Origin of the sequence: Enterocloster lavalensis, from assembly GCF_046603895.1 — a bacterium.
Taxonomy (GTDB): Bacteria; Bacillota; Clostridia; order Lachnospirales; family Lachnospiraceae; genus Enterocloster; species Enterocloster lavalensis.
In genome coordinates, this window is record NZ_CP176637.1 from 4,960,048 (window position 1) to 4,983,698 (window position 23,651).

Sequence of the window (23,651 nt, forward strand, 5' to 3'; positions counted from 1 at the left end):
GGGAGACTTGAATATTTCGAGTCCCCCCTATTTTTTTGAATGCAATGAGACGCTGGCGATTGCCAGGTGATTTACGGATCGCTGTGTCCCATATGGATCAGGCGAATGGAAAATCCGCCTCATTTCTCAGCTCCCAGGCGATCCTGGCGCTCTCCTCCAGCTCTTCCAGCCGGAAGAACGCATCCATCACATCCCGCCCCGGCACCACCGGTCCGTGCTGCTTCAGCAGAAAGCCGCTGCTTTTGCCCAAGACGTTGCCGAAGGCGGCGAAGAGTTCCTCGGAGCCGGGCTTTTCGTAGGGAACAAGGCCAACAGGTCCCAGCTTCATGTCCAGGTAGGGCGTGATGGGCGGGATACAGTTAAATGGATGGGCGGCGGCATACCCCGTGCAGCTCCAGAGCACGCTGTAGGTGCTGTGGGTGTGGATGACCGCCCGGACGGCGGCGTCCGACTGGTAGAGCATCCGGTGCAGAGGCAGCTCCTTGCTGGGCTTTTTTCCGGGGAGAACGGTTCCGTCGGGCGCAACGGCGGCGAAATCTTTTGTGGTCAGGGTTCCGAAGCAGGTTCCGCTGGCGGAAATGTAGATTACGCCGTTGTGGATTACGCTTAAATTGGCGGAGGAGCCGGAGGTCTTGCCACGCTGGAACAGGCTGTGGGCGACCCAGACGGCTTCCGAGAGTATTGTTTCTATATCGTCATCCGCCGGAATCTCCGGCAGGTATTGATTCTGATTCATGTCACATCTCCTCTCTGCGGTTCGCAGATTTTGTCATCCCCGGTGATCTCCAGCGCGCGGAAGAAGAAGTCTTTCCGGCCGAAATTCCCGGATTTGAGCACGATCCGCAGCTCCGGGAACTGCGGCGGGATCAGCACAGGAACGCCCGGCGCCACGCTGGCTCCGATGTCGTAAGAGTTCAGGCCCAGTTTGCGGGTGACGGCCCCGGAGGTCTCGCCCCCGGCCACGATGAGCCGTCGCCATCCCCGCTCTACAGCCCTGCTGGCCAGCAGGGCCACGGTCTCCTCCAAAAGTGGGGAGAGGGGCCTGCCTCCCGCCAGCTTTCTGGTCGCCTGGAGTTGTTCCGTGGTCTCAGAGCTGTAAATCAGGACCGGCTGGCCGCGGTGATTTTCCAGAAAATGCCAGAGCGACTGAGCCGCCTCCTCGGGAGAATGGTCCAGAACCAGGGCGGGCTCCAGTTTCTTTGCGATGCCGCCCCGGCTCTCAAAATAGGCGATCTGAGCCAGCGTGGCCGGCGAACAGCTCCCCGCCAGCAGAAGGGCGGGGGAGGAGGTGAAAACGCCGGTCTGCACGGCACAGTCGCCGGATTGCCGGGTATAATCGCCGCTCTGCCGGCCACAATCCCCACCTTCCCCCGTCTCATATTCCCCCTCTCGCGTTTCCTGCGCCCTGCTTTCCCCCGTCAATCTCCGTGCCAACGGCTCCAGCAATCCGCTCCCTCCCGTCAAAAGAGGCAGGTGTCCGAAGAGCGCCGCGATCCGCTCGCCGTCCTGTGTATTTCCATAGTCAGGCACCACGTAAAAGCGGTCCAGGCCCAGACTCCTGGCTTTTTTCATCAGCCCAGCCTCCACGGTTTCCCGGGAGTAGGACAGGCAGGCCCTTTCGAGCAGCAGGCATTCCCAGCGGCTCTGGGGTTCCATCAGGGCGGGGAGGAAGGAATCCCACATGGGGTTTAACGGATGGTCCTTCATGGGGCTTTGATCCAGCGGGACGCCGTTCACATAGAGATGTCCCGCCGCCACGGTTCTCCCGTTGACCGGGAGAGAGGGGCAGAGGAGGGTGTAAGGGCTTCCGGTAAACTCCATGGCGGCGTCCGCGATGGGGCCGATGTTGCCCGCGGGGGTGGAGTCGAAGGTGGAGCAGTATTTCACATAAAATTGACCGGCGCCCTGGTCCCGCAGCCATCTGAGGGCCGCCAGGGAGTCGCGGACCGCCTGCCCCGCCGGCTGGATCCGCGTTTTCAGCGCAACTACCAGGGCCGCCCCGGTATCGTCCCCGGCAGGCGTCCCGCTGCGCAGCCATTCTTTGATCCTGTCTGTCTCCGCCTTCCCCTCCGGTATCCCGTTAAAGAGCCGGACCGCCATCCCGCCCGCGGCCAGAAAGGAGGCCGCGTCGCTGGCGCCGGTGAAATCGTCGGCGATGCATCCCAAGACTGCCATAAGCGTCCCCCTTTCCCTATAACCCGAATTCCCGGTCCTGGCGCGCTCTCAGCCGCCACAGGGTGGTGTCGGACCGGTCCTCGACCATGCCGTAGGTGATCAGCTCCCCGGCCTTGATATCCCGGGCCGCCCGGTTGCCGGTGATCATGTGGGCGGGGATGGGATTGTCCGGCGCTTTGGGGCTTGCGGGCTTTATCATGGCCTTCAGGCGCAGATCGTGGTCATTTCCCAGGACCTCTCCGGCGGGGATGTCGCAGAGCGCCTTTTTGACCAGGTCGAACCGGGGAATATATTCCAGTGTGCCGGTGTCGGTCCCCAGCAGCGCAGCGCAGAGGATGGTGATGGAGACCTCCAGTCCGCACAGATGGTAGGGGCGGTAGATGACGGCCGCAGAGCAGTCGTCGTTGGGAATCTGCCCCTTGGTGGTCAAAATGTAATTGGAGTACGCGTTGTCGCAGCGCACCACCATGTAAACGCCGCCGCCCATGCCGGACTCGTCCCTGCGCCGCAGGTTAGTGTGCACGTCGATGATCCCCTCATCCTGGTAAATGCCTCCGTTGCGCCGGGCGCAGTAGGCCACCGGCAGCTCCGTGATGCGCAGAATGCCGTCGGTGAGCTCAGGACAGGCCGGTTTCAGCCCGGTGGCGTTGGCGATCATGGTCAGTTCGCACAGATCGAAGGCTCCGGCCCCCGGAAGCCCGGCAAGGGCTTTGGCCCGGCCTTCCAGGTATTCCACGGCTTTTCCTGATGGGATTTTATGGAAATACTTCAGGTCCTCAGGTGAAACGTAGGCCACGTAGTCCTCGTGCACGGTGATGCCGTCGGCGGAAATGGACACGGCGCCCTTGTCCTCGTCCAGCACAAATTCCCCGTCCCTGGCCTTACCCGCGGAGATTACGGTCAGGCCCACCGATCTGGCCCACTCCACCATGGCCATCAAAAGCGCGGGCTGGTCGCCGTCCACCGGGGAGTAAACCAGACCCTTTTCCCGGGCCATTTTTTTCAGAATAGGGCCAACCACGCTGTCCATTTCCTTGCTGATGGCTGCCACGTGCTTGCCCTTTTCCAGGGCGGCCACACAGAATACGGCTCCCGCCTCAGGGACGCCGGTGCCCTCGCAGACTACCTCGATGCACGGAATATCCATGATCATCATGGGATTGTCGGTATAAATGTACCGGCCTTCCCGGATCAGGGCCGCCGCCTCCGCCGCGTCGGCGGAATAGACGATATGTTCCTCCGGGATATCCGCCTTCACAAACGCGCTTTTCGCCCGCTCGGGGTCCTTGTCCGCCACCACGCTGACCCGCAGCATGGGCGTCTGGTTCTGCTGGGTCACAACGGCGGTGCCGAAATGCCCCGCGCCGATCACCGCGGCCTGGACCTCCCTGCCCTTTTCCAAAAACGGTTGAAACAGATGACTGTAAATCATTGCGATCCTCCTCAATCGATATGTTTGATGCTGCTTCTTTTTAAAGCAAGTTTGGTGCCAAATTTTAATGACGGAACGATGGCGCGTTCTCCCGCCTTCGAGCGGCTGTCCCCGTCTCCTCCGCGGGGCAGCTGGGAATTTCCGGCCGGCGGCAGCCGCATAGCGGAAATGCGCTGGGGTCCAGCCGCTGCGTGGCGGAACCTCCCGGGATGTCAGACCGGGGAGGGGCATTTTTGGAAACGGAAAAATGAAAAATATGGGAAAATATGGTCATTGACGCGGTGAGCACTGCCGTTGTATGATTTCCATAATGCAACACATCTGCAACATTTTACCAACATATCAGGAGGTGTCCGTATGAAACAGGAGGGGGGCAGGCCGGCGAAAACGCGGCTGCTGTTTGTGGTGCCGTACCCGGAGCTGAAGGAGAAGGCGGAGTTTGTGGTCCGCAATCACCCGGAGCGCAGCCGGATCGCGGTGGATATCCGGGTTCTGACGGTGGAGGAGATGCCGGAGAAAATGGACGTGAGCGCCTACGACGCGGTGATCGCAAGGGGGTATTCGGCCCAGAAGATCCGCCAGCTTGCGGATCAGGTGCCGGTGATCGGCCTGGAAATTTCCAGCTACGACATTGTCCGGGCTATCATGGAGTGCAAGGAGCTGACCAATCCGGGAAAGATCGCGGTGATCAGCCCGGACGGGCCGCTCTACGAGGTGGAGGCGGTGTGCGGCCATTTCGGCTGTCAGGCCAGAGCCTATATGACCACCCGCCCGGAGGAGCTGGCCCAGGTGATCCGCCAGGCCAGGGAGGGGGGCTGCGACGCGGTGATCGGCGGCTATTCCGTGAACCTGTACGCAAAACAGGAGGGGATGCCTTCGGTGGTGATCCGCACCGGCGAGGACACGATCCGCCAGGCCCTGGGCGAGGCGGTTCGGATTGTGGAGCAGATCCGCAAGGAGCAGGTGGTGTCCCAGACCTACAAAACCATCATCTACGCCTCGAAAGAGGGGATTCTCTATGTGGACAGCCGGGGAATCATCCAGGTGCGCAACCGTGTGATCCGGGAAATGGAGGGGAACAACAGTCTGATGCACCGGAAGCTGGAGGAGGTGATTCCATTTTTCGCGGAGCCGTTTCGGGAGGCGGTGGCCACCGGCCGGGAGGTCAGCGGGAAAATTTACACCTTTCCCCAGACCCGGATCACGGTTTCGGCAGAATTTACCCCTGTGGTGGTAGGCCGGAAGGTGGCGGGTGTGGTGGTCAACGTGTCCGATATCACGAAGATACAGGAGATGGAGGGTAAAATCCGCCGGAAAATGGGGGAGAAGGGGCTGAGGGCCCGGTATACCTTCGACGACATTATCCATGAGAGCGCGGTGATGGAGGAGACCATCGCCCAGGCCCGCCGCTACGCGGCCTCGGAGGCCAACGTGATGATTCTCGGGGAGACGGGCACCGGCAAGGAGCTGTTCGCCCAGAGCATCCACAACGCCAGCCAGCGCAAGAACGGCCCCTTTGTGGCCATCAACTGCGCGGCTCTGCCGGAGAATCTGCTGGAGAGCGAGCTGTTCGGCTACGTGGAGGGGGCGTTCACGGGGACGGCCAAGGGCGGGAAAATGGGTCTGTTCGAGCAGGCCCACGGCGGAACCCTGTTTCTGGACGAGATCGGGGAAATCTCACTGGCCATCCAGACCAAGCTGCTGCGCGCCCTCCAGGAGCGGGAGGTGAGGCGCATTGGGGACGACAAGGTGATCTCTGTCAATGTGCGGATTATCTCGGCCACCAACAAGAATCTGACGCGGCTGACGGGCCGGGGGGATTTCAGGAGGGATTTGATGTACCGGCTGGATGTGCTGCGTCTGCTGATCCCGCCGCTGCGCAAGCGGGGCCAGGACGCCTGGCTGCTGTTCGGGCGGCTGCTTGACTCCTACGGGGCGGACCGGACGGGCGCGCCCGCCATGGAACCGGAGGCCCTTGCGATGTTTCGAAGCTATCCCTTCCGGGGAAATATCCGGGAGCTGGAAAATGTGACGGAGCGCATTATGGTTCTCTGCCGGGGCGGAAGAATCTCCGCGGCGGACATGGAACAGATTCTCTATCCCCGGGACGTGGAGGACGAGGAACCGCCAGCGGAGGGAGACGACGGGCAGAGCGCCGGAACCTGGGAACGTGAATATAAGAAGGAGCAGCCCTCCGGCGTCAGCGAGCGGGAGCTGATTCTCTGGGGCCTGAAGCAGTGCCAGGGCAACCAGAGCAGGACGGCGAAGCTGCTGGGAATGGACCGGTCCACCCTCTGGCGGAAGCGGCAGAAATATGGAATTTGAGGCGCACCGGGGGAGTGTTGCAGGAAATGATGCAGAAAATGTTGCCATTTTGCAACAAAAAAGGCAAAAGCAGGGGTCGGGATGAGAAAAATTCCGCAGAAAGTTTGTTATTAATTTGTCAGATATAAAAAAATACCAGCAAATAAAAGAATTTTCCGCGCCGCGGGGGAAGGCGCGGAATTTTTGGCACTGAAATTGCTTTATTTAGGGTTATAAACGGCGGCCCGGCCAGTACGGCCTGCTGGGACCCGCATACGCCGAGCCCGGCCTACCGCGGCCCGCATACGCCGCCGCGCCGTCAAAAAGGGGAAAGGATGGTTTTATGAGAAAATTTATATTAAAACGATTGTGCACGCTGATTCCGGTTTTGATTGTCGTCTCGATTCTGGTGTTTCTGATGGTGCATGTGATGCCCGGGGACCCGGCGCGGATCATGGCCGGGGACACGGCCACGGAGCAGGATGTGGAGAAGATCCGGGTGGCCTACGGATTTGACAGGCCGCTGTACGAGCAGTATTTCCGCTACATAAGCAAAGCCCTCCGGGGCGACTTCGGCACCTCTTTCCGCACCGGGCGTCCGGTGGCCCAGGAGATCGCCATCCGTTTTCCAAATACCATGCTGCTGGCGGTGGCGGCCATTGTGATCTCCATCGTGTTCGGCATCGGGATCGGGCTCATTTCCGCCACCAAGCGGAACTCGATTTTTGACAGCGTCAGTATGGTGCTGGCGCTGGTGGGACTGTCTATTCCGCCCTTTTACCTGGGGCTCATGCTGATGCTGATCTTCTGCGTCATCCTGAAATGGCTTCCCATCACCGCCGAGGTCAGCTTTGTGGGCATGATCCTGCCGTCCTTGACGCTGTCGGCCAGAAGCCTTGCCACCATCGCCCGCATGACCCGGTCCAGTATGCTGGAGGTCATGAGCCAGGACTACATCCTGACGGCCAAGGCCCAGGGCTTTAACAGCCGGAAGATTATTTTCAGCCACGCGCTGAAAAATGCCATGAACTCCATCGTCACGGTGGCGGGCATCCAGTTCGGCACACTGCTGGGCGGCTCGGTGATCACGGAGAAGGTGTACGGCTGGCCGGGGCTTGGCGAGCTGGTGATCACGGCCATCAAGGCCAGGGATTTCCCGGTGGTGCAGACGACCATTTTGGTGATCGCGGTGTCCTTTGTGGCGGTGAACCTGTTTGTGGATGTGCTGTACGTGCTGATTAACCCTCGGATCAAATATGTGTAGGGAGGGAGAGAGATTATGAGCGCAGAGAATCAGAACATGGCCTGCATGTTGTTGCAGGATGAAGATAATGAAGTGGTGGTGGGCAATCAGCTCCGCCGTATGTGGTACAGTTTCTGCAAGCGCAAGGTGGCGGTGCTGGGGTTGGTGATCGTGCTGATCTATATCATCGTTGCGATCTTCGCGCCGCTTTTGGCCCCCTACGATCCGGTGAAGCAGGATCTGGCCAACATGCTGCAGACGCCCGGGCCCAAACATCTCCTGGGAACCGACGAGATGGGACGGGATATTTTGAGCAGGATCATTTACGGGGCGCGGATTTCCATGAAGGTGGGCTTCTACGCGGTGGGCGTGGCCTTTGTGATCGGGATTCCCCTGGGGATTTTCGCCGGATATTTCGGCGGGAAGGTGGATCTTCTCATCATGCGCGCCATGGACGTGCTGCTGGCATTTCCGGGCATACTGCTGTCCATCGTGTTCGTCAGCGTGCTGGGGCCCAATCTGGACAACGCTATTTTGTCTGTGGGCATTTACACGGTGCCTAATTTCGCCCGGATGGCGCGAGGGGAGACCCTGGCCCTCAGAAACAGCGAGTTCATTGAAGCGGCCAGAGCCATGGGCTCCGGGGATATCCGCATCGTATTTTCCCATATCCTCATCAATATCGTCTCGCCCATGATCGTTATGGGAACGTTGAGCTTCGGCACAGCCATTATCACCACCTCGGGCATGGGCTTTCTGGGGATCGGAGCCCAGCCGCCCACGCCGGAATGGGGCGCAATGCTCTCCAGCGGCCGCCAGTATCTGCTGGTAGCCCCCCACGTGACCACGTACACCGGCCTGGCCATCCTGTTTCTGGTGCTGGGCTTAAACCTTCTGGGCGACGGCCTGCGGGACGTTCTGGACCCCAAGATGAAGGATTGATTTTGACAGGGAGGTAAGTATGACGGCAATCAGGGAACAGATATCGGCTTATGTGGACGCCAACGCCGGGCGTCTGGTGGAGGAGCTGCAGCGCTTTCTGCGCCAGCCCAGCATTTCCACCGTGAACCAGGGCATGGAGGAGTGTGTGGACATGCTCCGGGAAGAGTTGGAGGGCCTTGGGCTGAAAACAGAACTTTTGCAGGTGGAGGGGGCGTTCCCGGCGGTATTTGCCAGAAGCCCTAAAAAGGGGGAGAAGAAGGAGCTGTTCGTCTACAACCATTACGACGTGCAGGACCCCGATCCACTGGACCAGTGGCAGTCCGATCCCTTTGGGGCGGAGATTCGGGACGGGTATGTGTACGCCCGGGGCGCAACGGACGACAAGGGCAATCTCTACGCCAACATGAAGGCGCTGGAGGTTTTGAAGGAGCTTTTGGGGGAGGTTCCCCCGGGAATCAAGCTGTTTGTGGAGGGCGAAGAAGAGATCGGAAGCCCCAATCTGGAGCGTTATCTCAGCCGTTTTGCGGACGAGCTTCACGCCGACGGCGCGGTGGCCTGCGACCGGGGCGTGCACGAGTCGGGGCGGCCTCAGATGTATCTGGGCTGCAAGGGTATGGTGCGGGCGGAAATATCCTGCCACCGGGCCAAGCGGGACGTGCACTCCGGCCAGGCCCCGCTGATCCCCAACGCGGCCTGGGATCTGGTGCGGCTGTTAAATTCCATGATGGACGAAAATCATCATATCACCATACCGGGCTATCTGGACGCGGTGTTGCCTCCGACAGAGGAGGAACTGGCGCTGATTGGCACCGTTCCCATGGATCTGGGGGATTACAAGACAGAGTACGCTGTGGACCGGCTGGTCTGCGGGGACAAGGACGGGGAGGAGCTGGTGAAGGAGCTGCTGTACCGGCCCACCTGCAACATTTCCGGGATCAAAAGCGGCTGGACCGGGGAACGGGGAAAGACTATTGTGCCCTGCGACGCCTGGGTGCGGCTGGATTTGCGGCTGATCAAGGACATGACGGCGGAAGATGCCGCGAAACGGCTGGAGGAGTTTGTGAAGGCTTCCCCTTACGGGCCTTTTGAGGTGACGGCGGTGCCCAGCATTCCGCCCTACAAGGTTCCGCCAAACGACGAGCTGGTGCAGCTGGCCGGCCGGCTGGCCAAGGAGGTGTACGGCCGGGACCCGGTGGTCTGGCCCTATCTGGACGGCACCGCTCCCTTCGGGCTGTTCCCGCGTTACATCGGAGGGGACATCTTCGTCATTGGCCTGGGAGCGCCCTTTGCCACCGCCAATACCCACGCGCCAAATGAAAACATCAGCATCGAACAGTACCTGACCGGCATCAAGTACATGGCCAATATTTTCTATGAATATCTGTGTTAGCGCGGCAGCGAGCCGGAATATACACCGCGCCGGAGGGCGGCGGCGAAAGGGGAGTGTTTATGAGTGAAAATATATTAGAGATCAAAAATCTCAGCGTGGAGTTCCGCACCTTCGACGGTGTGGTGAAGGCCATCAACGGCATGAGCTTTGACGTCCCCCGGGGAAAGACCGTGGGCCTGGTGGGCGAGACGGGGGCCGGCAAGACGACCACCGCGCTGAGCGTAATGGGGCTGGTGCAGTCGCCTCCCGGCGTGATTACAGAGGGGGAAATCCTCTTTGACGGCGAGGACCTGCTGAAGGCAGGCGAGGCAAAGCTGCGGAAGTACCGGGGGGATAAAATTTCCATGATTTTCCAAAACCCCATGACCTCGCTGAATCCGGTCTACACGGTGGGGCGGCAGATCGCCAACGTGATCATGCAGCACCAGAACGTGAACAAGGCGGAGGCGGAGAAGCGGGCCGGGGATATGCTGGAAGTGGTAGGAATCCCAAGGGAACGGACCGCCAACTACCCCCACGAGTTCAGCGGGGGCATGCGGCAGCGGGTGTGCATCGCCATGGGGCTGGCCTGCAATCCCAGCCTGCTGATCGCCGACGAGCCCACCACGGCCCTGGACGTGACCATCCAGGCGCAGATTCTGAATTTGATGAAAGGGCTTAAGGATCAGTACGACACCTCCATCATTTTCATCACCCACGCCCTGGGCGTGGTGGCGGAGATCGCGGACTATGTGGTGGTGGCCTACGCAGGCAGCGTGATTGAGAAGGGGGATATCAAGTCCATTTTCACCAATCCCCTGCACCCCTACACCCGGGGGCTGTTCGGCTGCCTGCCGGACATCGAGTCCGTGGAGTCCAAACGGCTGCAGATCATTCCGGGCGCCATGCCGGACCCCATGAACCTGCCGGAGGGCTGCAAATTCTGCAAGCGCTGCAGCGAGGCCATGGACATCTGCCGGGTAAAGGAACCGGAGGAAATCCGGGTGGACAGCGAGCACATGGTGAAATGCCACAAATATCAAGGAGGCGGCAAAGATGAGTGAGATTCTTCTGGACGTTAAAAATCTCTGTAAGTATTATCCGGTCTCCGGCGGCACCCTCCACGCGGTGGACGACGTCAGTTTCCACATCAACAAGGGGGAAACGCTGGGGCTGGTAGGGGAGAGCGGCTGCGGGAAATCCACCATCGGGCGCACGGTGCTGCGGCTGATCCCACATACCTCGGGGGAGGTCCATTACAAGGGGGAGAACATTCTCACCTGTTCCCCGGCCAGACTGCGGTCCCTGCGCAGGCAGATCCAGATCATTTTCCAGGACCCGTACTCCTGCCTGGACCCGCGAAAGACCATCGGACAGATCATTTCCGAGCCGTTAGTCATCAACCGGCTGGCCGGAAAGAAGGAACTGAACGCCAAGGTGCTGGACCTGATGAGTAAGGGCGGCGTGAGCCGGAAGCTGTACAACGCGTACCCCCACGAGCTGGACGGGGGCAGGCGGCAGCGGGTGGGCATCATCCGGGCCCTGGCAATGAACCCCGAGTTCATTGTCTGCGACGAGCCGGTGTCCTCCCTGGACGTGTCAATCCAGGCGCAGATTCTCAACCTGCTCCAGGAGATGCAGGAAAATATGGGGCTGACCTACCTGTTCATTTCCCACGACCTCAGCGTGGTGCGCCATATCAGCAACCGCATCATCGTGATGTATCTGGGAAAGATCGTGGAAATCTGCCGGTCCAGGGAGCTGTTCGCCAATCCGGTCCACCCCTACACCAGGGCGCTGTTGTCGGCGGTTCCCATCGCCAAGTACAATTACAACCGCAGGGAACAGATTCTGTTAAAGGGGGACGTGCCCAGCCCGGTGAATCCGCGGCCCGGCTGCCGGTTCGCCAACCGGTGCTGGATGGCAAAGGAAATCTGCCACCAGGAGACGCCGGAGTTAAAGAATGTGGGAACAGACCACCAGGCTGCCTGCCATTTTGTGGGGTAGCGGGTGTGTAAGGGATATAACACTCTAAAGAAAGGAGAGGTATGGGTATTGGCGACAATACATCATACGAGGGGAAAGATGAAAAAAAGAAATTTGACCAGGGGATGCGCAGTTTTATTGACACTGACAATGCTGGCGCTGGCGGGCTGCGGCGGAGGAAAGGGCGCGGCTACGGCAGAGAGCCAGGGGGGACAGAACAGCCCGGCCGCCACCGAGGCGGCGGGAGGCGGGGAGTCCGCGAAAAGCAAGGATTTTGTCTACTGCTGCGGCACGGAACCGACCACGCTGGACCCCCATCTGATCAACGACAACGCCACGGCCAGAGCGGCGTTCCAGATTTACGAGACGCTGGTTTACCGCGACACGGATTCCTCCATTAAGCCCAGGCTGGCGGAGAGCTGGACCACCTCGGATGACGGCATGGTCTGGACCTTCAAGCTGCGCCAGGGCGTGAAATTCCACGACGGGGAAACCTTCAACGCGGAGGCGGTGAAGTACAATATCGAGCGGCTGAAAAATCCCGAGACCGCGGCCCCCAAGGCTTCGGTGGTAGATATGGTGAAGAACGTGGACGTGGTGGACGAGTACACGGTGGCCTTCACCCTGTCCGAGCCCAGCAGCGTGTTCCTGGCTCAGATCAGCAGCTACACCACGGGCATGTTGAGCCCCAAGTCGGCGGAGAGCCAGGGCAAGGAATTCGGCCAGCACCCCGTGGGCACCGGCCCCTTAAAGCTGGAGTCCTGGGATTACGGCAGCAGCCTGGTGATGACCCGTTTTGACGATTACTGGGGGGAGAAAGCCACGGTGGATTCCATCACCTTCCGCATCGTGCCCGAGGACGCCTCCCGGGTGATGATGTTAAAGACCGGAGACGCCGACCTGGTGGCAGGTATTCCGCCGGTGCAGATCGAGGAACTGCAGAGTGATCCCAACGTGAAGGTGCTGGTGGAGACCGGCTACCGGACCATTTTCCTGGGTATGAACAGCACAGTGAAGCCTCTGGACGACGTGCGGGTGCGCCAGGCCGTGAACTACGCCATCGACCGGGAGTCCATCATCAAGAACGTGATGCGGGACGTGGCCTCCTACCCGGATTCCTTTATGGTGTCCAATGTGATCGACAACTCCGCCAAGGGGCTGGGCTGCTATGAGTTCGACCAGGAGAAGGCCAAAGCGCTGTTGGCCGAGACGGGATATGCCGACGGCTTTACCCTGACGCTGAGCACGCCGGAAGGCCGCTACGCCATGGACCGCCAGGTGGCGGAGGTGATCCAGGCCATGCTGATGGAAGTGGGCATCACGGCGGAGATCAATGTTCTGGACTGGGGCGCTTACAGCGAGCAGGCCACTTCCGGCCAGCACCAGTTCTTCCTTCTGGGCATGGGCTGCCCCACCGGCGACCCGGAATTCAATCTGTTTATGAACTTCGGCACGGAAGGCCCTCAGAACTACTCACGGTTCAGCAACGCCACCGTGGATCAGCTGCTGGCCGAGCAGAGCACCATCCTGGACGCTGAGGAGCGCTCCAAGGTGATGTACCAGATCCAGGAGGAATTGAAAAATGACGCCTGCGGTGCGCCGCTGTATTATGAGCAGCAGACTTATGGAAGCGGGGCGGATGTGAATGGGTTTATTATTTATCCCGATGAGAACGCGAGTATGGCGTATTTGGTGAGGGAATAACAGCAGAGTGTGGCCAGGATGAGAGAGGACGCCGGGTAACGGCGTCCTCTTAACGTGCTTGCGCAATGAAATCGGTTTTAGTTATTCTTTCCCCTATGCCGCATATACTCACAAATCAAGCTTGCCGTGGCCTCCACCCCGATGGAGCTGTCAACGCATAATTCGTATTCATGGGGATCGCCCCACTCGCGGCCGGAGATGCTTTTGTAGTATGCAGAGCGTGCGGCGTCGGATCGGGTGATGCTTTTTTGGCCCTGTTCATGGGTGTCCCCATACATTTTCATCACATTTTGAACACGATAACCGGCAGGGGCGTAGATAAAGACGCGGACCACATTTTTGCAGCCGCGCAGCACATAATCAGCCGCCCGGCCCACGATGACGCAGGAACCCATGTCCGCGATACGCTTAATCGCCTTGTCCTGGGCGGTGACCGCCTGCTGGACGGCCTCCGTGCTCAGGTATAGTTCCCTCATGGCCATGTTTTCATTGGTATTCAGGCTGGAAATGAATTCCCTGGACAGACCGCTTTCCTTTGCGGCCAGGGCGATCATCTCCTTGTAATAGCATGGAATCCCCATTTTTTCCGCAACAAGCTGCCCGATCTGTTTTCCGGCCGAGCCGTGTTCGCGGGAGATGGTCAAAATAATACCGGCCCGGGACGGCTGAAGGACGGTTATCTCCGTTTCCTCTGAAGCCGCAGGGCGGCGGGGCAGTTCACCCCAAAGCCGGATCATGAAAAAGAATGTGACGAGGATGGCGATTGTATCGGCGGCGGGAGCGGCCCAAAAGATTCCGGTTACGCCCAGCCTGAGTGGCAGAATCAGGGAGAACACGATCAGAAGCGCGTCGCGCAAAATGGAGAGCGGAACTGCGGCCCTGGCGTGGCCGATGGACTGTAAAAAGATCGCGCACACCTTTTGCACGCAGGTGAACACAATCAATGAGAGATAAATCCGCAGGCACTGGGTGGCGAACTGCGTATAAAGTTCACCGTCCGAACCGAACATGCGGATAAAGAGCTGCGGGACTGCCTCGAACAGCACCGTACAGATCAGGCAGATGATCGCCGTCCATTTTAACATCAGTTTCAGCAGCTCCCGTACACGATCATACTGCCCCGCCCCATAGTTGTATCCGACGATTGGCTGCGCGCCTGCGGCGATCCCGATTCCGATATTCAGCACGATCTGAAACAGCTTCATAATGACGACAAAGGCAGCCAACGGAATGTCCGGGCCAAAAACCGACACTGAGCCATAACGTACCAGCAGGATGTTGTTGATCACGGTGATCACAACAATGGACCACTGTGTCAATAAGCTGGAAGTTCCCAGCGCCATCACGTGCTTTAACTCAATGAAATCAAGGCGGAAGCTGTCCGTGGACAGGCGGAACGTCCTGCTCTTGGCTAAGTAGGCGGAGCAGATTAAAAAGCTGACAAACTGCCCGAGTATGGTTGCCCAGGCAGCGCCCTTAATTCCCAGATCGAGAACAAAGATTGCCAGTGGATCGCCGACGATGTTGATGGCGGCTCCGGCCAGCATAGCTCCCATTGCATAGCGGGGACTGCCGTCCGCGCGGATAATCGAGGCCAGCGTGTTCTGCACCAGGGCGAAGGGGATCATGGCATAGATAATGAAGCCGTAATCGCGGGCCAACGTGAGGTTCGCGTCGGTTGCCCCGATCAGGCGCAGAAGGTGATCGCCCCCGAGGTACCCGGCCACAGTGATGACAAGCCCGGCCAAAAAGGAACACAGAATACTGTTTCCTACGCTTTTGTGAATTTTCTGGGTTTCCTTCCGGCCCAGTGAGACACTGAGCACGGCGGCGGCTCCGTCGCCAAAGAACAGGGACAGCCCCCAGCCTACGACTGTGATTGGGAAAATGACGCCTGTCGCTGCATTACCCAGATACCCGATCCCGTTTCCGACAAAAATCTGGTCGACAATGTTGTAGAGACAGGAAATGAGTAAAGAAAAGATACATGGAACCGCAAATTTTCTTAACAGCGATCCCACTTTTTCGGTTCCCAAATAGTTGCTTTCTTGCATAACATACCTCCGGTTTACAGGCAAAAACAGCACATGCAGAACCCATGCGCTGTCAAAAAATCACAACAAAAAAAACAACACATGCATCTGTACCGTGATCAGATTTATGCGCCGTGCGCTACATGTGTCGTTGATTGCCCTTATTTAATTTACGTCTATCAGCATATCATTTTAGAAAAAAATTTTCAAAGGCATTTTTTCACAAACTATCATCCGCCTCATGGTTGGGCATTTTCGCAATCTTCACGTCTGTTCCTGCCCGTCCAGCGCCTCCGTGAATTTAAAATGGCTGGCCGCCATCCCCTGCCGCTCATAAAACCGGTGGCTGGCTGTCCGTTTCCGGTTGCAGCATACCTCCAGCTGTAAACATCCCGCCGCTCTGGCGGTTTTTTCGGCTTCCGAGAAGAGAAGGCTGCCGAGGCCCTGGCCCCTGCGGCTTTCCGCCACCACAATCTCCTGCAATTCCGCGATTTTTCCGCCATGGTGCAGCAGACACTGGACATGCACGCTGGCAAAGCCCGCGGCCCCGCCGTTTTCCAGGGCGATCAGATAATGAATTCCGGGGTCTGTCAGATTCCTCAGATAGACTGCTTCAAGCTTTGCCCGGTCCAGGGGCGCTTCCTCCAGCTCGCAGATCAGGGAGTAGATTTGTGGGAAATGTTCAGGGCGGGCGTTTATAATTTCCATAGGGATACCTCCGTGAGGGCTTATGTTTTGGAAATAGTTTACCATCCGGGCGGGGAGATTGCAATGGTTGAGGCAGTGGGGAGGAATTTAATGAGTAACTAATAAATTCCATAGTAACTTGCAGACGTACAGCTTATTTTATAGAAGCTTCTTTGGCCTCAACGGCGGCCTCTCTGCACTTGGAGATCGCCATTCTCAACTTGGTGCTTCATGAGTACAATGTGAATGGGGTGAGGCCAAAGATGATTTCCATGAAATTGAAGGAGAAACATTATTTTGAATCTAACGAGTGTTCCGGCCGTGATTGTGCTGCTGATTATTTTGATATGCAAACGGGACAGTCTGATTCCGGCCGTCATTGTCTGCGTGCTGCTAATAGCGAAGCGGAGGATAGCCAAAAAAGTTGAAACGGGAGGGCACGGGATCCAGGACAAAGATGTAGAGAAACGATATAAAGAGAGCTAAAAAAATTTTATAGCATTATGAAGAAACAAAAATCCCCGGCGATTGGCGGAGGGTCCCAGAGGACTGGTATCCGCCACTGCCGGGGATTTTTCGGTCCGCGTTTATTCCGTTGACATATCCCGCCCCAGTCCTTATAATTGGAACTGTCGGCGGCTTTTCTCACGGTGAAGGGGGAAAGCGGCCGTTTGAATCAAAGGAAGCGAGGAAAATAACGTGAAGATAAGAGATATATTGGCGGCGGGAAAACCCACCCTTTCCTTCGAGGTGTTTCCGCCCAAGACGGTGGACGCCTACGAGCCGGTGGAGCGCGCGGCCTGTGAGATTGCGAAGCTGAAACCGGCGTTTATGAGCGTTACATACGGGGCGGGAGGCGGAACCAGCCGTTACACGGTGGATATCGCCGACACCATCAAGGGGTACGGCGTTACGCCGCTGGCCCACCTCACCTGCGTGTCCTCCACCCGGGAGAAAGTGCACCAGGTATTGGACGAACTCAAGTCCAGGGGAATCGAGAACGTGCTGGCGCTGCGGGGAGATCTCCCGGCGGACGGGGAAACGCCCCGGGAATACCGGTACGCCTCCCAGCTGATCCGGGAGATCAAGGAAAGCGGCGATTTCTGCATCGGCGCGGCCTGCTACCCGGAGGGCCATGTGGAGTCGGCCAACAAATCGGTGGATATGGATTATCTTAAGGAAAAGGTGGAGGCGGGCTGTGATTTCGTCACCACCCAGATGTTCTTTGACAACAGCATTTTATACAGCTATCTGTACCGGATCCGGGAGAAGGGCATCACGGTGCCCGTGATCGCCGGAATTATGCCGGTGACCAACGCCAAACAGATCAGCCGTATCACCGGCATGTCCGGCACCTATCTGCCCGCCCGGTTCAAAGCCATTGTGGACCGGTTCGGTGACAACCCGGCGGCCATGAAGCAGGCGGGCATTGCCTACGCCACGGATCAGATCATCGACCTGATCGCCAACGGGGTGAACGGCATCCACGTCTATTCCATGAACAAACCCGACGTGGCGGCCAGAATCCGGGAGAATTTGTCGGAAATTCTGTAACCGTGAAATATGGATTGTAAGGAAAATGGAGGTGGCCTATGGATCAGACCGAGGTGAGCCGGGGGGAGGTCCTCCGGTATATGGGCTGCAAGGGAGCACAGAGCGAAGCGGTAATGGCGCTGGTGGAGGACTGTCTGGACCAGCTGGGTCAGGCCTGTGAGCCGCGCCATCTGACGGCCGTGTTTCCGCTGTCTCTTTCGGCGGACGGAGGGATCGACGGGGGCTGTTTTCGCACCCACAGCCGGAATCTGTCCCGCAACCTGGCGGACTGCCACAAAATCATTGTATTTGCGGCCACCCTGGGCACCGGGGCGGATCACCTGATCCACAAGTACAGCCGCCTGGAAATGAGCCGGGCCGTGGTCTTGCAGGCCGCCGCCGCGGCTATGATCGAGGAATACTGTGATCAGGTGTGTTCCGCGCTAAAGGAAGAGTACGAGGCCCGGGGAGAGTACCTGCGGCCCCGGTTCAGCCCCGGCTACGGGGATTTTCCGCTGGAATGCCAGCCGGCCCTGTTAAATGCGCTGGAGGCGGGTAAGCGCATCGGAATCAAGCTGACGGACAGCCTGCTCATGATGCCGTCCAAATCCGTGACCGCGGTCATGGGAATCAGCAAAAAGCCGCACCGCTGCGACGTCAGGGGCTGCGAGGCCTGCGGCAAGACGGACTGCGCCTACCGGAGGTAGGATGCGTATGGCCTGGCGGTCCGGGCAGGCATTTCCGCCGTCCGTCACTCATTTCCGCTATGGGCCAATCATTTCCGTCGTCCATCAATCGAGAATGGAACACAACCTCATGGGCTGTGCCACAATATAAGGAGGAAGAGAAAAATGATACGTTTTAACTGTGATTACTGCGAGGGCGCGCACCAGCGCATTTTAGACAAGCTGGTGGAGACCAACATGGAGCAGACGCCCGGGTACGGGAACGACCGCTTTTGCGCCGAGGCGGCTCAGATGATCCGCGATCTGTGCAAGGCGCCCGAGGCGGCGGTGCATTTCCTGACCGGGGGAACCCAGGCCAACTTAACGGTGATCGCGGCCGCGCTGCGTCCCCATCAGGGCGTGCTCTGCTCCGAGGCCGGCCACATTGCGGTCCACGAGGCGGGGGCTGTGGAGGCTACGGGCCACAAGGTGCTGGGACTGTCTGCGCCCGACGGAAAGATCACGGCCCAGCAGGTGAAACAGGCCTATGTGGATCACATAAACGACGAAAGCTACGACCAGATCGTAAAGCCCGGCCTGGTGTACATTTCCCAGTCCACGGAGCTGGGCACCACCTATTCCAAAGCGGAGCTGGAGGAAATGTACCAGGTCTGCAAGGAGTGCGGCCTCTACCTCTACGTGGACGGCGCGCGCCTGGCCTACGCCCTGGGAGCTGAGGGAATGGACGTGGACTTTGAGGTTCTGGCTGCCAACTGCGACGTATTTTATATCGGAGGCACCAAGGTGGGCGCGCTGTTCGGCGAGGCCGTGGTGATCTTAAACGACGCGTTGAAAACGGATTTCCGCTACATTATGAGGCAGGAAGGCGGCCTGGTGGCCAAGGGACGTCTGCTGGGAATCCAGTTCTCCGAGCTTCTGCGCGACGGATTTTACATTGAGACGGGCCGCAGGGCCGACCGGCTGGCGGACGAGATCCGCAAAGCCTGCGAGGACCGGGGGTATCCCTTCCTGGTGCCCAACAATACCAACCAGATATTCCCGGTGATCCCGGACGCCGTGCTGGAGAGCTGGAAGGACAAATATGCCTTCGCGTACCAGTGCCGCGTGGACAAGAGCCACAGCGCCGTGCGCTTCTGCACCAGCTGGGCCACCAGGCCGGAGGACGTGAAAGCCCTGGCCGACGACATTCGCAACAGTTAAAGAGGACGGATACATGGATTTGTTAAGGGAAATGAGACAGCGCCGCCTGTTTTTCGACGGCGGCACGGGAAGCCTGTTACAGGCCCAGGGGCTAAAAGCGGGGGAATTGCCGGAGGTGTGGAGCATCACCCGCCCGGAAATCTGCGTGAAGCTCCACCGGGATTACCTGGAAGCGGGCGCGGACATCATCAAGACCAATACCTTCGGAGCCAACGGGCTGAAATTTAAGGGGCGGGAAAATGCGAGCGGCGCGGAGCAGGGCGCGTCCACGGCGGGTCACTCCGGTGCAGAGCGGGGAGCGTCCACGATGGGGCGCACCGGCACAGAGCAGGCAGCGTCCACGGCGGGCCATCCCGGCGCAGAGCAGACAGCGCCAACGGCGCCCCCTGCCGCCGCCCGCCCGGCCGACTCCTACAGCGTGGACGAGATCGTCACTGCAGCCATGAAAAACGCCCGCCGGGCGGTGGCGGAGGCTGGCCACGGTTATATCGCCCTGGACCTTGGGCCGACTGGCAAGCTTTTGAAGCCACTGGGCGACCTGGATTTCGAGGATGCGGTGGAGCTTTATAAGGAAGTGGTGAGGATCGGGCGCAGGGAAGGCGCGGACCTGCTGCTCATCGAGACCATGAGCGACAGCTATGAGCTGAAAGCCGCGGTGCTGGCCGCCAAGGAGGCGGGGGAGGGGCTGCCGGTGTTCGCCACCGTCGTTTTCGACGGAAAGGGCAAGCTTTTGACCGGCGGAAACGTGGAGTCCACAGTGGCGCTGCTGGAAGGGCTGCGGGTGGACGCCCTTGGGATCAACTGTGGCCTGGGGCCGGTGCAGATGAAGGGGATCGTTGAAGAGCTTCTGAAGGTCTCCTCCCTGCCCGTGATCGTCAACCCCAACGCGGGCCTTCCCCGCAGTGAGAACGGGGTGACGCTCTACGACATCGATGGGGACCGGTTTGCCCAGGTGATGGAGGAGATCGCCCGCATGGGCGCCTGCTTCCTGGGGGGCTGCTGCGGCACTACGCCGGAACATATTCAGAAAACCGTGGGCCGCTGCAAGGATGTGCCCCTGGTCTGGCCGCAGGCCAGGAAACGCACGGTGATTTCCTCCTATTCCCAGGCGGTGTGCATCGAGGGAAAGACCGTAATCATCGGCGAACGGATCAATCCCACCGGCAAATCCAAGTTTAAGCAGGCCCTGCGGGACCACAACCTGGAGTATATTCTGAAAGAGGGCGTGACCCAGCAGGACAACGGGGCCCAGGTGCTGGACGTGAACGTTGGACTGCCGGAGATCGACGAGCCCTCTATGATGGAGGAAGTGGTGAAGGAGCTGCAGGCCATCATCGACCTGCCCTTACAGATCGACACCTCCAATCCCCGGGCCATGGAACGGGCCCTTCGGGTCTACAACGGCAAGGCGCTGATCAACTCCGTCAACGGCAAGGCCGAGGTGATGGATGAAATCTTCCCGCTGGTGGCCCGATACGGCGGCGCAGTGGTAGCGCTGTGCCTGGACGAGTCCGGGATACCGGAGACGGCCGAGGGCCGCATCCAGGTGGCGAAAAAGATCATCCGGGAGGCCGCCCGCTACGGTATCGGCACCGAGGACCTGATTTTCGACGGTCTGTGCATGACGGTCAGCTCCGACAGCAAAGGCGCGTTGACCACTTTGGAGACCCTGCGCCGCATCCGGGACGAGCTGGGCTGCAAGTCGGTGCTGGGCGTGTCCAATATTTCCTTCGGCCTGCCCCAGCGGGAAATCATCAACGCCTCGTTCTTCACTATGGCTATGGAGTGCGGCCTGAGCGCGGCTATCGTGAATCCCAACTCCGAGGCCATGATGCGGGCCTACTACAGCTTTAACGCGTTGATGGATATGGATCCACAGTGCGGGGAATATATCCGCATCTATGGGGGCCAGTCGGGAAGCCTGGGGAAAACCCTGCCCCGGAACCCAGGCGCGGGAAGCGCCGGTGCTGCCGGTGGGGGCCTGGGCGCGGGAAGCGCCGGAACTGCCGGTGGGGGCCTGGGTACGGGGAACGCTGGAACTACCGGTGCGGGCTCCGCCTCCGGCACCACCGGCGCAGGCGCGGAATCCGCCTCCGGCCAGTCCGCAGCCGCTTTCGAAATCGCCTCACGCCTGTCCGCCGCCATCGAGCGCGGCCTGAGGGAGGAGGCCCACCGGGCGGTGGGAGAGCTTCTTGAAACCCGGGAGCCGCTGGACGTGATCAACACCGAGATGATCCCGGCCCTGGACCGGGTGGGAAAGGGCTTTGAAGCCGGAACCATTTTCCTGCCTCAGCTGCTCATGAGCGCCGAGGCTGCAAAGGCGGCGTTTGAAGTGATCAAGGACCGGATGGCCAGTTCCGGTCAGGTGCAGGAGAAGAAGGGAACGATCATCCTGGCTACGGTGAAGGGCGATATCCACGACATCGGCAAGAACATCGTCAAGGTGCTGCTGGAAAACTACAGCTACGAGGTGATCGACCTGGGCCGGGACGTTCCGCCAAAGACCATCGTGGAAACCGCGATGGAGCGGAAGGTCCGCCTGGTGGGCCTCAGCGCTCTGATGACCACCACGGTTCCCAGTATGGAGGAAACCATCCGTCTGCTGCGGGAGCAGCTGCCGGGCACCCTGGTGATGGTGGGCGGAGCCGTGCTGACGCCCGAATACGCCAGAACCATCGGCGCGGACGCTTACTGCCGGGACGCAATGGCCTCGGTGAACTACGCGGAGGAGGTTTTTGCGGGGACGTGATCCGGGCGTTACAGGGACGTATAAACTTAATTTTCATAAAAATAAGGCGCTGTGGGACATACTCTCACAGCGCCTTACTTATATCACGGCTTCCATCGCGGTCGGTGGCGAGGGAACAGCATCCCGGCCCTTATGAAGGAGGAAAATGAGCCGGTAAGGAGGAGCCAATGGATCGAATGCCAGAGTCAGAGCCCGCAAAGGAGATGTTCGTCCCATGCTCCGCCGCAGTTACGGGGAAGTCCTGAAAATCCGTCCCAAACGGGCACTCTCCGGGCGCGGAGCCGCACAGGCGGCAGGCGCTCACCTTATTTTTTCCGGTTTCCTTGGAATGGTACAGCTGTTGGTCCGACAGCCGGACCAGGGCGTCGAAATCCCGTTCATGTCTCAGCACGCCCGAGGCCAGCCCCAGGCTGATGGTCATATGGGGAGATACACTGTGGTCGGGAGCGGGGATTTCAAGGCACTCCACCAGCCTGCGCAGCCGCTCGGCGGCCTTGACCGCGTTGGCGTGGTCGATGCCGTAGAGAAGAATCTGGAATTCTTCCCCGCCGTACCGGCAGATCAGATCGGAACTGCGGTGGATGCCGCCGGCTAGGGCGGAAGCGATCTGCTGAAGGCACAGATCCCCCTCGCAGTGGCCGTTGGCGTCGTTAAAGCGCTTGAAATAGTCGATATCCACCATGATCACAGCGATGGGAATTTCCATGCGGATGGTGATGGGGAGAAGCTCTTCCAGTTTCTGGGCAAAGCCGCAGCGGTTTAACAGGCGGGTCAGGGAGTCGTGGTGGGCCTGGTTCATGAGGCATAGATTGGTCTCGTTGGCCTGGTACAGCTCCCGAAGGCTCCCGGTGATGCTGTGGTAACGGCTGCGGGAGAGAAAGACAGCCGCGCAGCAGAACAGGGCCATGTGGGAATAGATCATGGGCGGAGCCTGCCGGAGGCTGAACAGGCAGAAGGCCACCGAGGCGGTGAGGGAGATCGTGGTGACCAGTTCCCGCAGGGTAAGAAGCGGGCACGCGGCGATGTAGAGCATGAACAGCAGATAATTCTCCATGGTGATCCGCTCCCGCAGGTTCAGAAACGTCATGGAGAGGCAGAAAAGCGCCATCACCGCGGTGAAGGCGTAGGTATGGTATTTCAGCCGGGTGGTACCGGCGCCCTTTGCCAATGCGCGGAACATGTACTCGGTCAAAAAAATATTTCCGGCCATGACAAACACAAACAGCGCGATCACCGCCATATAGAGCCCGAACTGTCTTGTCCGGGCGTGGATCATGCAGAAAATGCTGACATTGACAGCCTGCACGAGAATCATCATAATGGAAAAATTTAAAATCTGCCGCAGATTGCTTAGGCGGATTCTGTCGGTCAGCTGCCGTTCCGTCTGAGGCGTGGAATTCCGGCTCGGGCAGCTGGACCAGAATACGCTCTTTTTAACATTGTCTAACATTTGTATTTCCTTTTCTCACAAGTTATTCCGCGTAAAATTACACATGTTAATTAGAATATGCGTGAAGAAGAGAAAATATAACCATGGGATGGAAAAATTTACACTTTTTTGACGGATGGGGGAGATGGAATATTCTGGAGGACCGCCCAGAAATTACC

General features: G+C 59.1%; 18 protein-coding genes. 12 read left to right on the plus strand and 6 right to left on the minus strand.

The window, feature by feature from the left end; genetic code table 11:
* Positions 1-97 precede the first annotated feature (97 nt).
* Genes ACK2JC_RS22215 through ACK2JC_RS22225 form a run of 3 tightly spaced genes read right to left on the minus strand, consistent with a single transcriptional unit; the run spans position 98 to position 3,607 of the window.
* Positions 98-736 (minus strand): class II aldolase/adducin family protein, encoded by a 639-nt coding sequence (locus ACK2JC_RS22215; RefSeq protein WP_320938415.1) that lies wholly within the window; start codon positions 734-736, stop codon positions 98-100.
* Positions 733-2,175, minus strand: a complete 1,443-nt coding sequence (otnK, locus tag ACK2JC_RS22220; RefSeq protein WP_368271255.1) for a 3-oxo-tetronate kinase — start codon at positions 2,173-2,175, stop codon at positions 733-735. Before otnK ends, ACK2JC_RS22215 begins: the two co-directional genes overlap by 4 nt.
* A 16-nt stretch (positions 2,176-2,191) precedes the next feature.
* Entirely contained in the window at positions 2,192-3,607 is a 1,416-nt protein-coding gene (locus ACK2JC_RS22225; protein ID WP_320938417.1) for an SAF domain-containing protein, read from the minus strand.
* Positions 3,608-3,964: 357 nt separating this feature from the next.
* Between ACK2JC_RS22225 and ACK2JC_RS22230 the strand changes: the two genes are divergently transcribed.
* The 7 genes from ACK2JC_RS22230 to ACK2JC_RS22260 all read left to right on the plus strand — a co-directional run bounded on the left by ACK2JC_RS22230 (position 3,965) and on the right by ACK2JC_RS22260 (position 13,155).
* Positions 3,965-5,932, plus strand: coding sequence for a sigma 54-interacting transcriptional regulator (locus tag ACK2JC_RS22230; RefSeq protein WP_320938418.1), 1,968 nt, complete (start codon positions 3,965-3,967; stop codon positions 5,930-5,932).
* 322 nt (positions 5,933-6,254) lie between these two features.
* Positions 6,255-7,175 carry an ABC transporter permease gene (locus tag ACK2JC_RS22235; protein WP_007714757.1) on the plus strand — a complete coding sequence of 307 codons (921 nt, stop codon included), beginning with the start codon at positions 6,255-6,257 and terminating at the stop codon, positions 7,173-7,175.
* Positions 7,176-7,190: 15 nt separating this feature from the next.
* A complete protein-coding gene (locus tag ACK2JC_RS22240) occupies positions 7,191-8,096 on the plus strand; it encodes an ABC transporter permease (protein ID WP_118754725.1) in 906 nt (301 codons plus the stop codon).
* Between the two features lie 19 nt (positions 8,097-8,115).
* Positions 8,116-9,486 (plus strand): M20/M25/M40 family metallo-hydrolase, encoded by a 1,371-nt coding sequence (locus ACK2JC_RS22245; protein ID WP_118754724.1) that lies wholly within the window; start codon positions 8,116-8,118, stop codon positions 9,484-9,486.
* A 59-nt stretch (positions 9,487-9,545) separates the two neighbouring features.
* Positions 9,546-10,529: an ABC transporter ATP-binding protein gene (locus ACK2JC_RS22250; protein ID WP_118754723.1), complete on the plus strand. Its 984-nt coding sequence runs from the start codon at positions 9,546-9,548 to the stop codon at positions 10,527-10,529.
* Positions 10,522-11,472, plus strand: coding sequence for an ABC transporter ATP-binding protein (locus tag ACK2JC_RS22255; protein ID WP_118754722.1), 951 nt, complete (start codon positions 10,522-10,524; stop codon positions 11,470-11,472). The genes ACK2JC_RS22250 and ACK2JC_RS22255 overlap by 8 nt, the downstream gene beginning before the upstream one ends.
* Positions 11,473-11,550: 78 nt before the next feature.
* A complete protein-coding gene (locus tag ACK2JC_RS22260; RefSeq protein ID WP_368271256.1) occupies positions 11,551-13,155 on the plus strand; it encodes a glutathione ABC transporter substrate-binding protein in 1,605 nt (534 codons plus the stop codon).
* A 77-nt stretch (positions 13,156-13,232) separates the two neighbouring features.
* Here the strand turns inward: ACK2JC_RS22260 and ACK2JC_RS22265 are convergent, their stop codons facing one another.
* Positions 13,233-15,209, minus strand: a complete 1,977-nt coding sequence (locus ACK2JC_RS22265; protein ID WP_118754720.1) for an MATE family efflux transporter — start codon at positions 15,207-15,209, stop codon at positions 13,233-13,235.
* 243 nt (positions 15,210-15,452) lie between these two features.
* Complete coding sequence (locus tag ACK2JC_RS22270; RefSeq protein ID WP_320938420.1) at positions 15,453-15,896, minus strand: GNAT family N-acetyltransferase; 444 nt, start codon at positions 15,894-15,896, stop codon at positions 15,453-15,455.
* Positions 15,897-16,172: 276 nt separating this feature from the next.
* Between ACK2JC_RS22270 and ACK2JC_RS22275 the strand changes: the two genes are divergently transcribed.
* The 5 genes from ACK2JC_RS22275 to ACK2JC_RS22295 all read left to right on the plus strand — a co-directional run bounded on the left by ACK2JC_RS22275 (position 16,173) and on the right by ACK2JC_RS22295 (position 22,043).
* A complete protein-coding gene (locus ACK2JC_RS22275; protein WP_411337829.1) occupies positions 16,173-16,361 on the plus strand; it encodes a hypothetical protein in 189 nt (62 codons plus the stop codon).
* A gap of 213 nt (positions 16,362-16,574) precedes the next feature.
* Positions 16,575-17,429, plus strand: a complete 855-nt coding sequence (metF, locus tag ACK2JC_RS22280; protein ID WP_007714696.1) for a methylenetetrahydrofolate reductase [NAD(P)H] — start codon at positions 16,575-16,577, stop codon at positions 17,427-17,429.
* 38 nt (positions 17,430-17,467) lie between these two features.
* On the plus strand, positions 17,468-18,115 hold the full coding sequence (locus tag ACK2JC_RS22285) for a vitamin B12 dependent-methionine synthase activation domain-containing protein (protein WP_320938421.1): 648 nt from the start codon (positions 17,468-17,470) through the stop codon (positions 18,113-18,115).
* Between the two features lie 144 nt (positions 18,116-18,259).
* Positions 18,260-19,294 carry a threonine aldolase family protein gene (locus tag ACK2JC_RS22290; protein ID WP_276855300.1) on the plus strand — a complete coding sequence of 345 codons (1,035 nt, stop codon included), beginning with the start codon at positions 18,260-18,262 and terminating at the stop codon, positions 19,292-19,294.
* A gap of 13 nt (positions 19,295-19,307) precedes the next feature.
* A complete protein-coding gene (locus ACK2JC_RS22295; RefSeq protein ID WP_320938422.1) occupies positions 19,308-22,043 on the plus strand; it encodes a homocysteine S-methyltransferase family protein in 2,736 nt (911 codons plus the stop codon).
* A 130-nt stretch (positions 22,044-22,173) separates the two neighbouring features.
* Here the strand turns inward: ACK2JC_RS22295 and ACK2JC_RS22300 are convergent, their stop codons facing one another.
* A complete protein-coding gene (locus ACK2JC_RS22300) occupies positions 22,174-23,493 on the minus strand; it encodes a GGDEF domain-containing protein (protein ID WP_276855673.1) in 1,320 nt (439 codons plus the stop codon).
* Positions 23,494-23,651 lie beyond the last annotated feature (158 nt).

Coding starts and splice junctions, on each gene's coding strand:
- ACK2JC_RS22215 (WP_320938415.1), bottom strand. CDS start 736: ATGAATCAGAATCAATACCTGCCGGAGATTCCGGCGGATGACGATATA.
- otnK (WP_368271255.1), bottom strand. CDS start 2,175: ATGGCAGTCTTGGGATGCATCGCCGACGATTTCACCGGCGCCAGCGAC.
- ACK2JC_RS22225 (WP_320938417.1), bottom strand. CDS start 3,607: ATGATTTACAGTCATCTGTTTCAACCGTTTTTGGAAAAGGGCAGGGAG.
- ACK2JC_RS22230 (WP_320938418.1), top strand. CDS start 3,965: ATGAAACAGGAGGGGGGCAGGCCGGCGAAAACGCGGCTGCTGTTTGTG.
- ACK2JC_RS22235 (WP_007714757.1), top strand. CDS start 6,255: ATGAGAAAATTTATATTAAAACGATTGTGCACGCTGATTCCGGTTTTG.
- ACK2JC_RS22240 (WP_118754725.1), top strand. CDS start 7,191: ATGAGCGCAGAGAATCAGAACATGGCCTGCATGTTGTTGCAGGATGAA.
- ACK2JC_RS22245 (WP_118754724.1), top strand. CDS start 8,116: ATGACGGCAATCAGGGAACAGATATCGGCTTATGTGGACGCCAACGCC.
- ACK2JC_RS22250 (WP_118754723.1), top strand. CDS start 9,546: ATGAGTGAAAATATATTAGAGATCAAAAATCTCAGCGTGGAGTTCCGC.
- ACK2JC_RS22255 (WP_118754722.1), top strand. CDS start 10,522: ATGAGTGAGATTCTTCTGGACGTTAAAAATCTCTGTAAGTATTATCCG.
- ACK2JC_RS22260 (WP_368271256.1), top strand. CDS start 11,551: ATGAAAAAAAGAAATTTGACCAGGGGATGCGCAGTTTTATTGACACTG.
- ACK2JC_RS22265 (WP_118754720.1), bottom strand. CDS start 15,209: ATGCAAGAAAGCAACTATTTGGGAACCGAAAAAGTGGGATCGCTGTTA.
- ACK2JC_RS22270 (WP_320938420.1), bottom strand. CDS start 15,896: ATGGAAATTATAAACGCCCGCCCTGAACATTTCCCACAAATCTACTCC.
- ACK2JC_RS22285 (WP_320938421.1), top strand. CDS start 17,468: ATGGATCAGACCGAGGTGAGCCGGGGGGAGGTCCTCCGGTATATGGGC.
- ACK2JC_RS22290 (WP_276855300.1), top strand. CDS start 18,260: ATGATACGTTTTAACTGTGATTACTGCGAGGGCGCGCACCAGCGCATT.
- ACK2JC_RS22295 (WP_320938422.1), top strand. CDS start 19,308: ATGGATTTGTTAAGGGAAATGAGACAGCGCCGCCTGTTTTTCGACGGC.
- ACK2JC_RS22300 (WP_276855673.1), bottom strand. CDS start 23,493: ATGTTAGACAATGTTAAAAAGAGCGTATTCTGGTCCAGCTGCCCGAGC.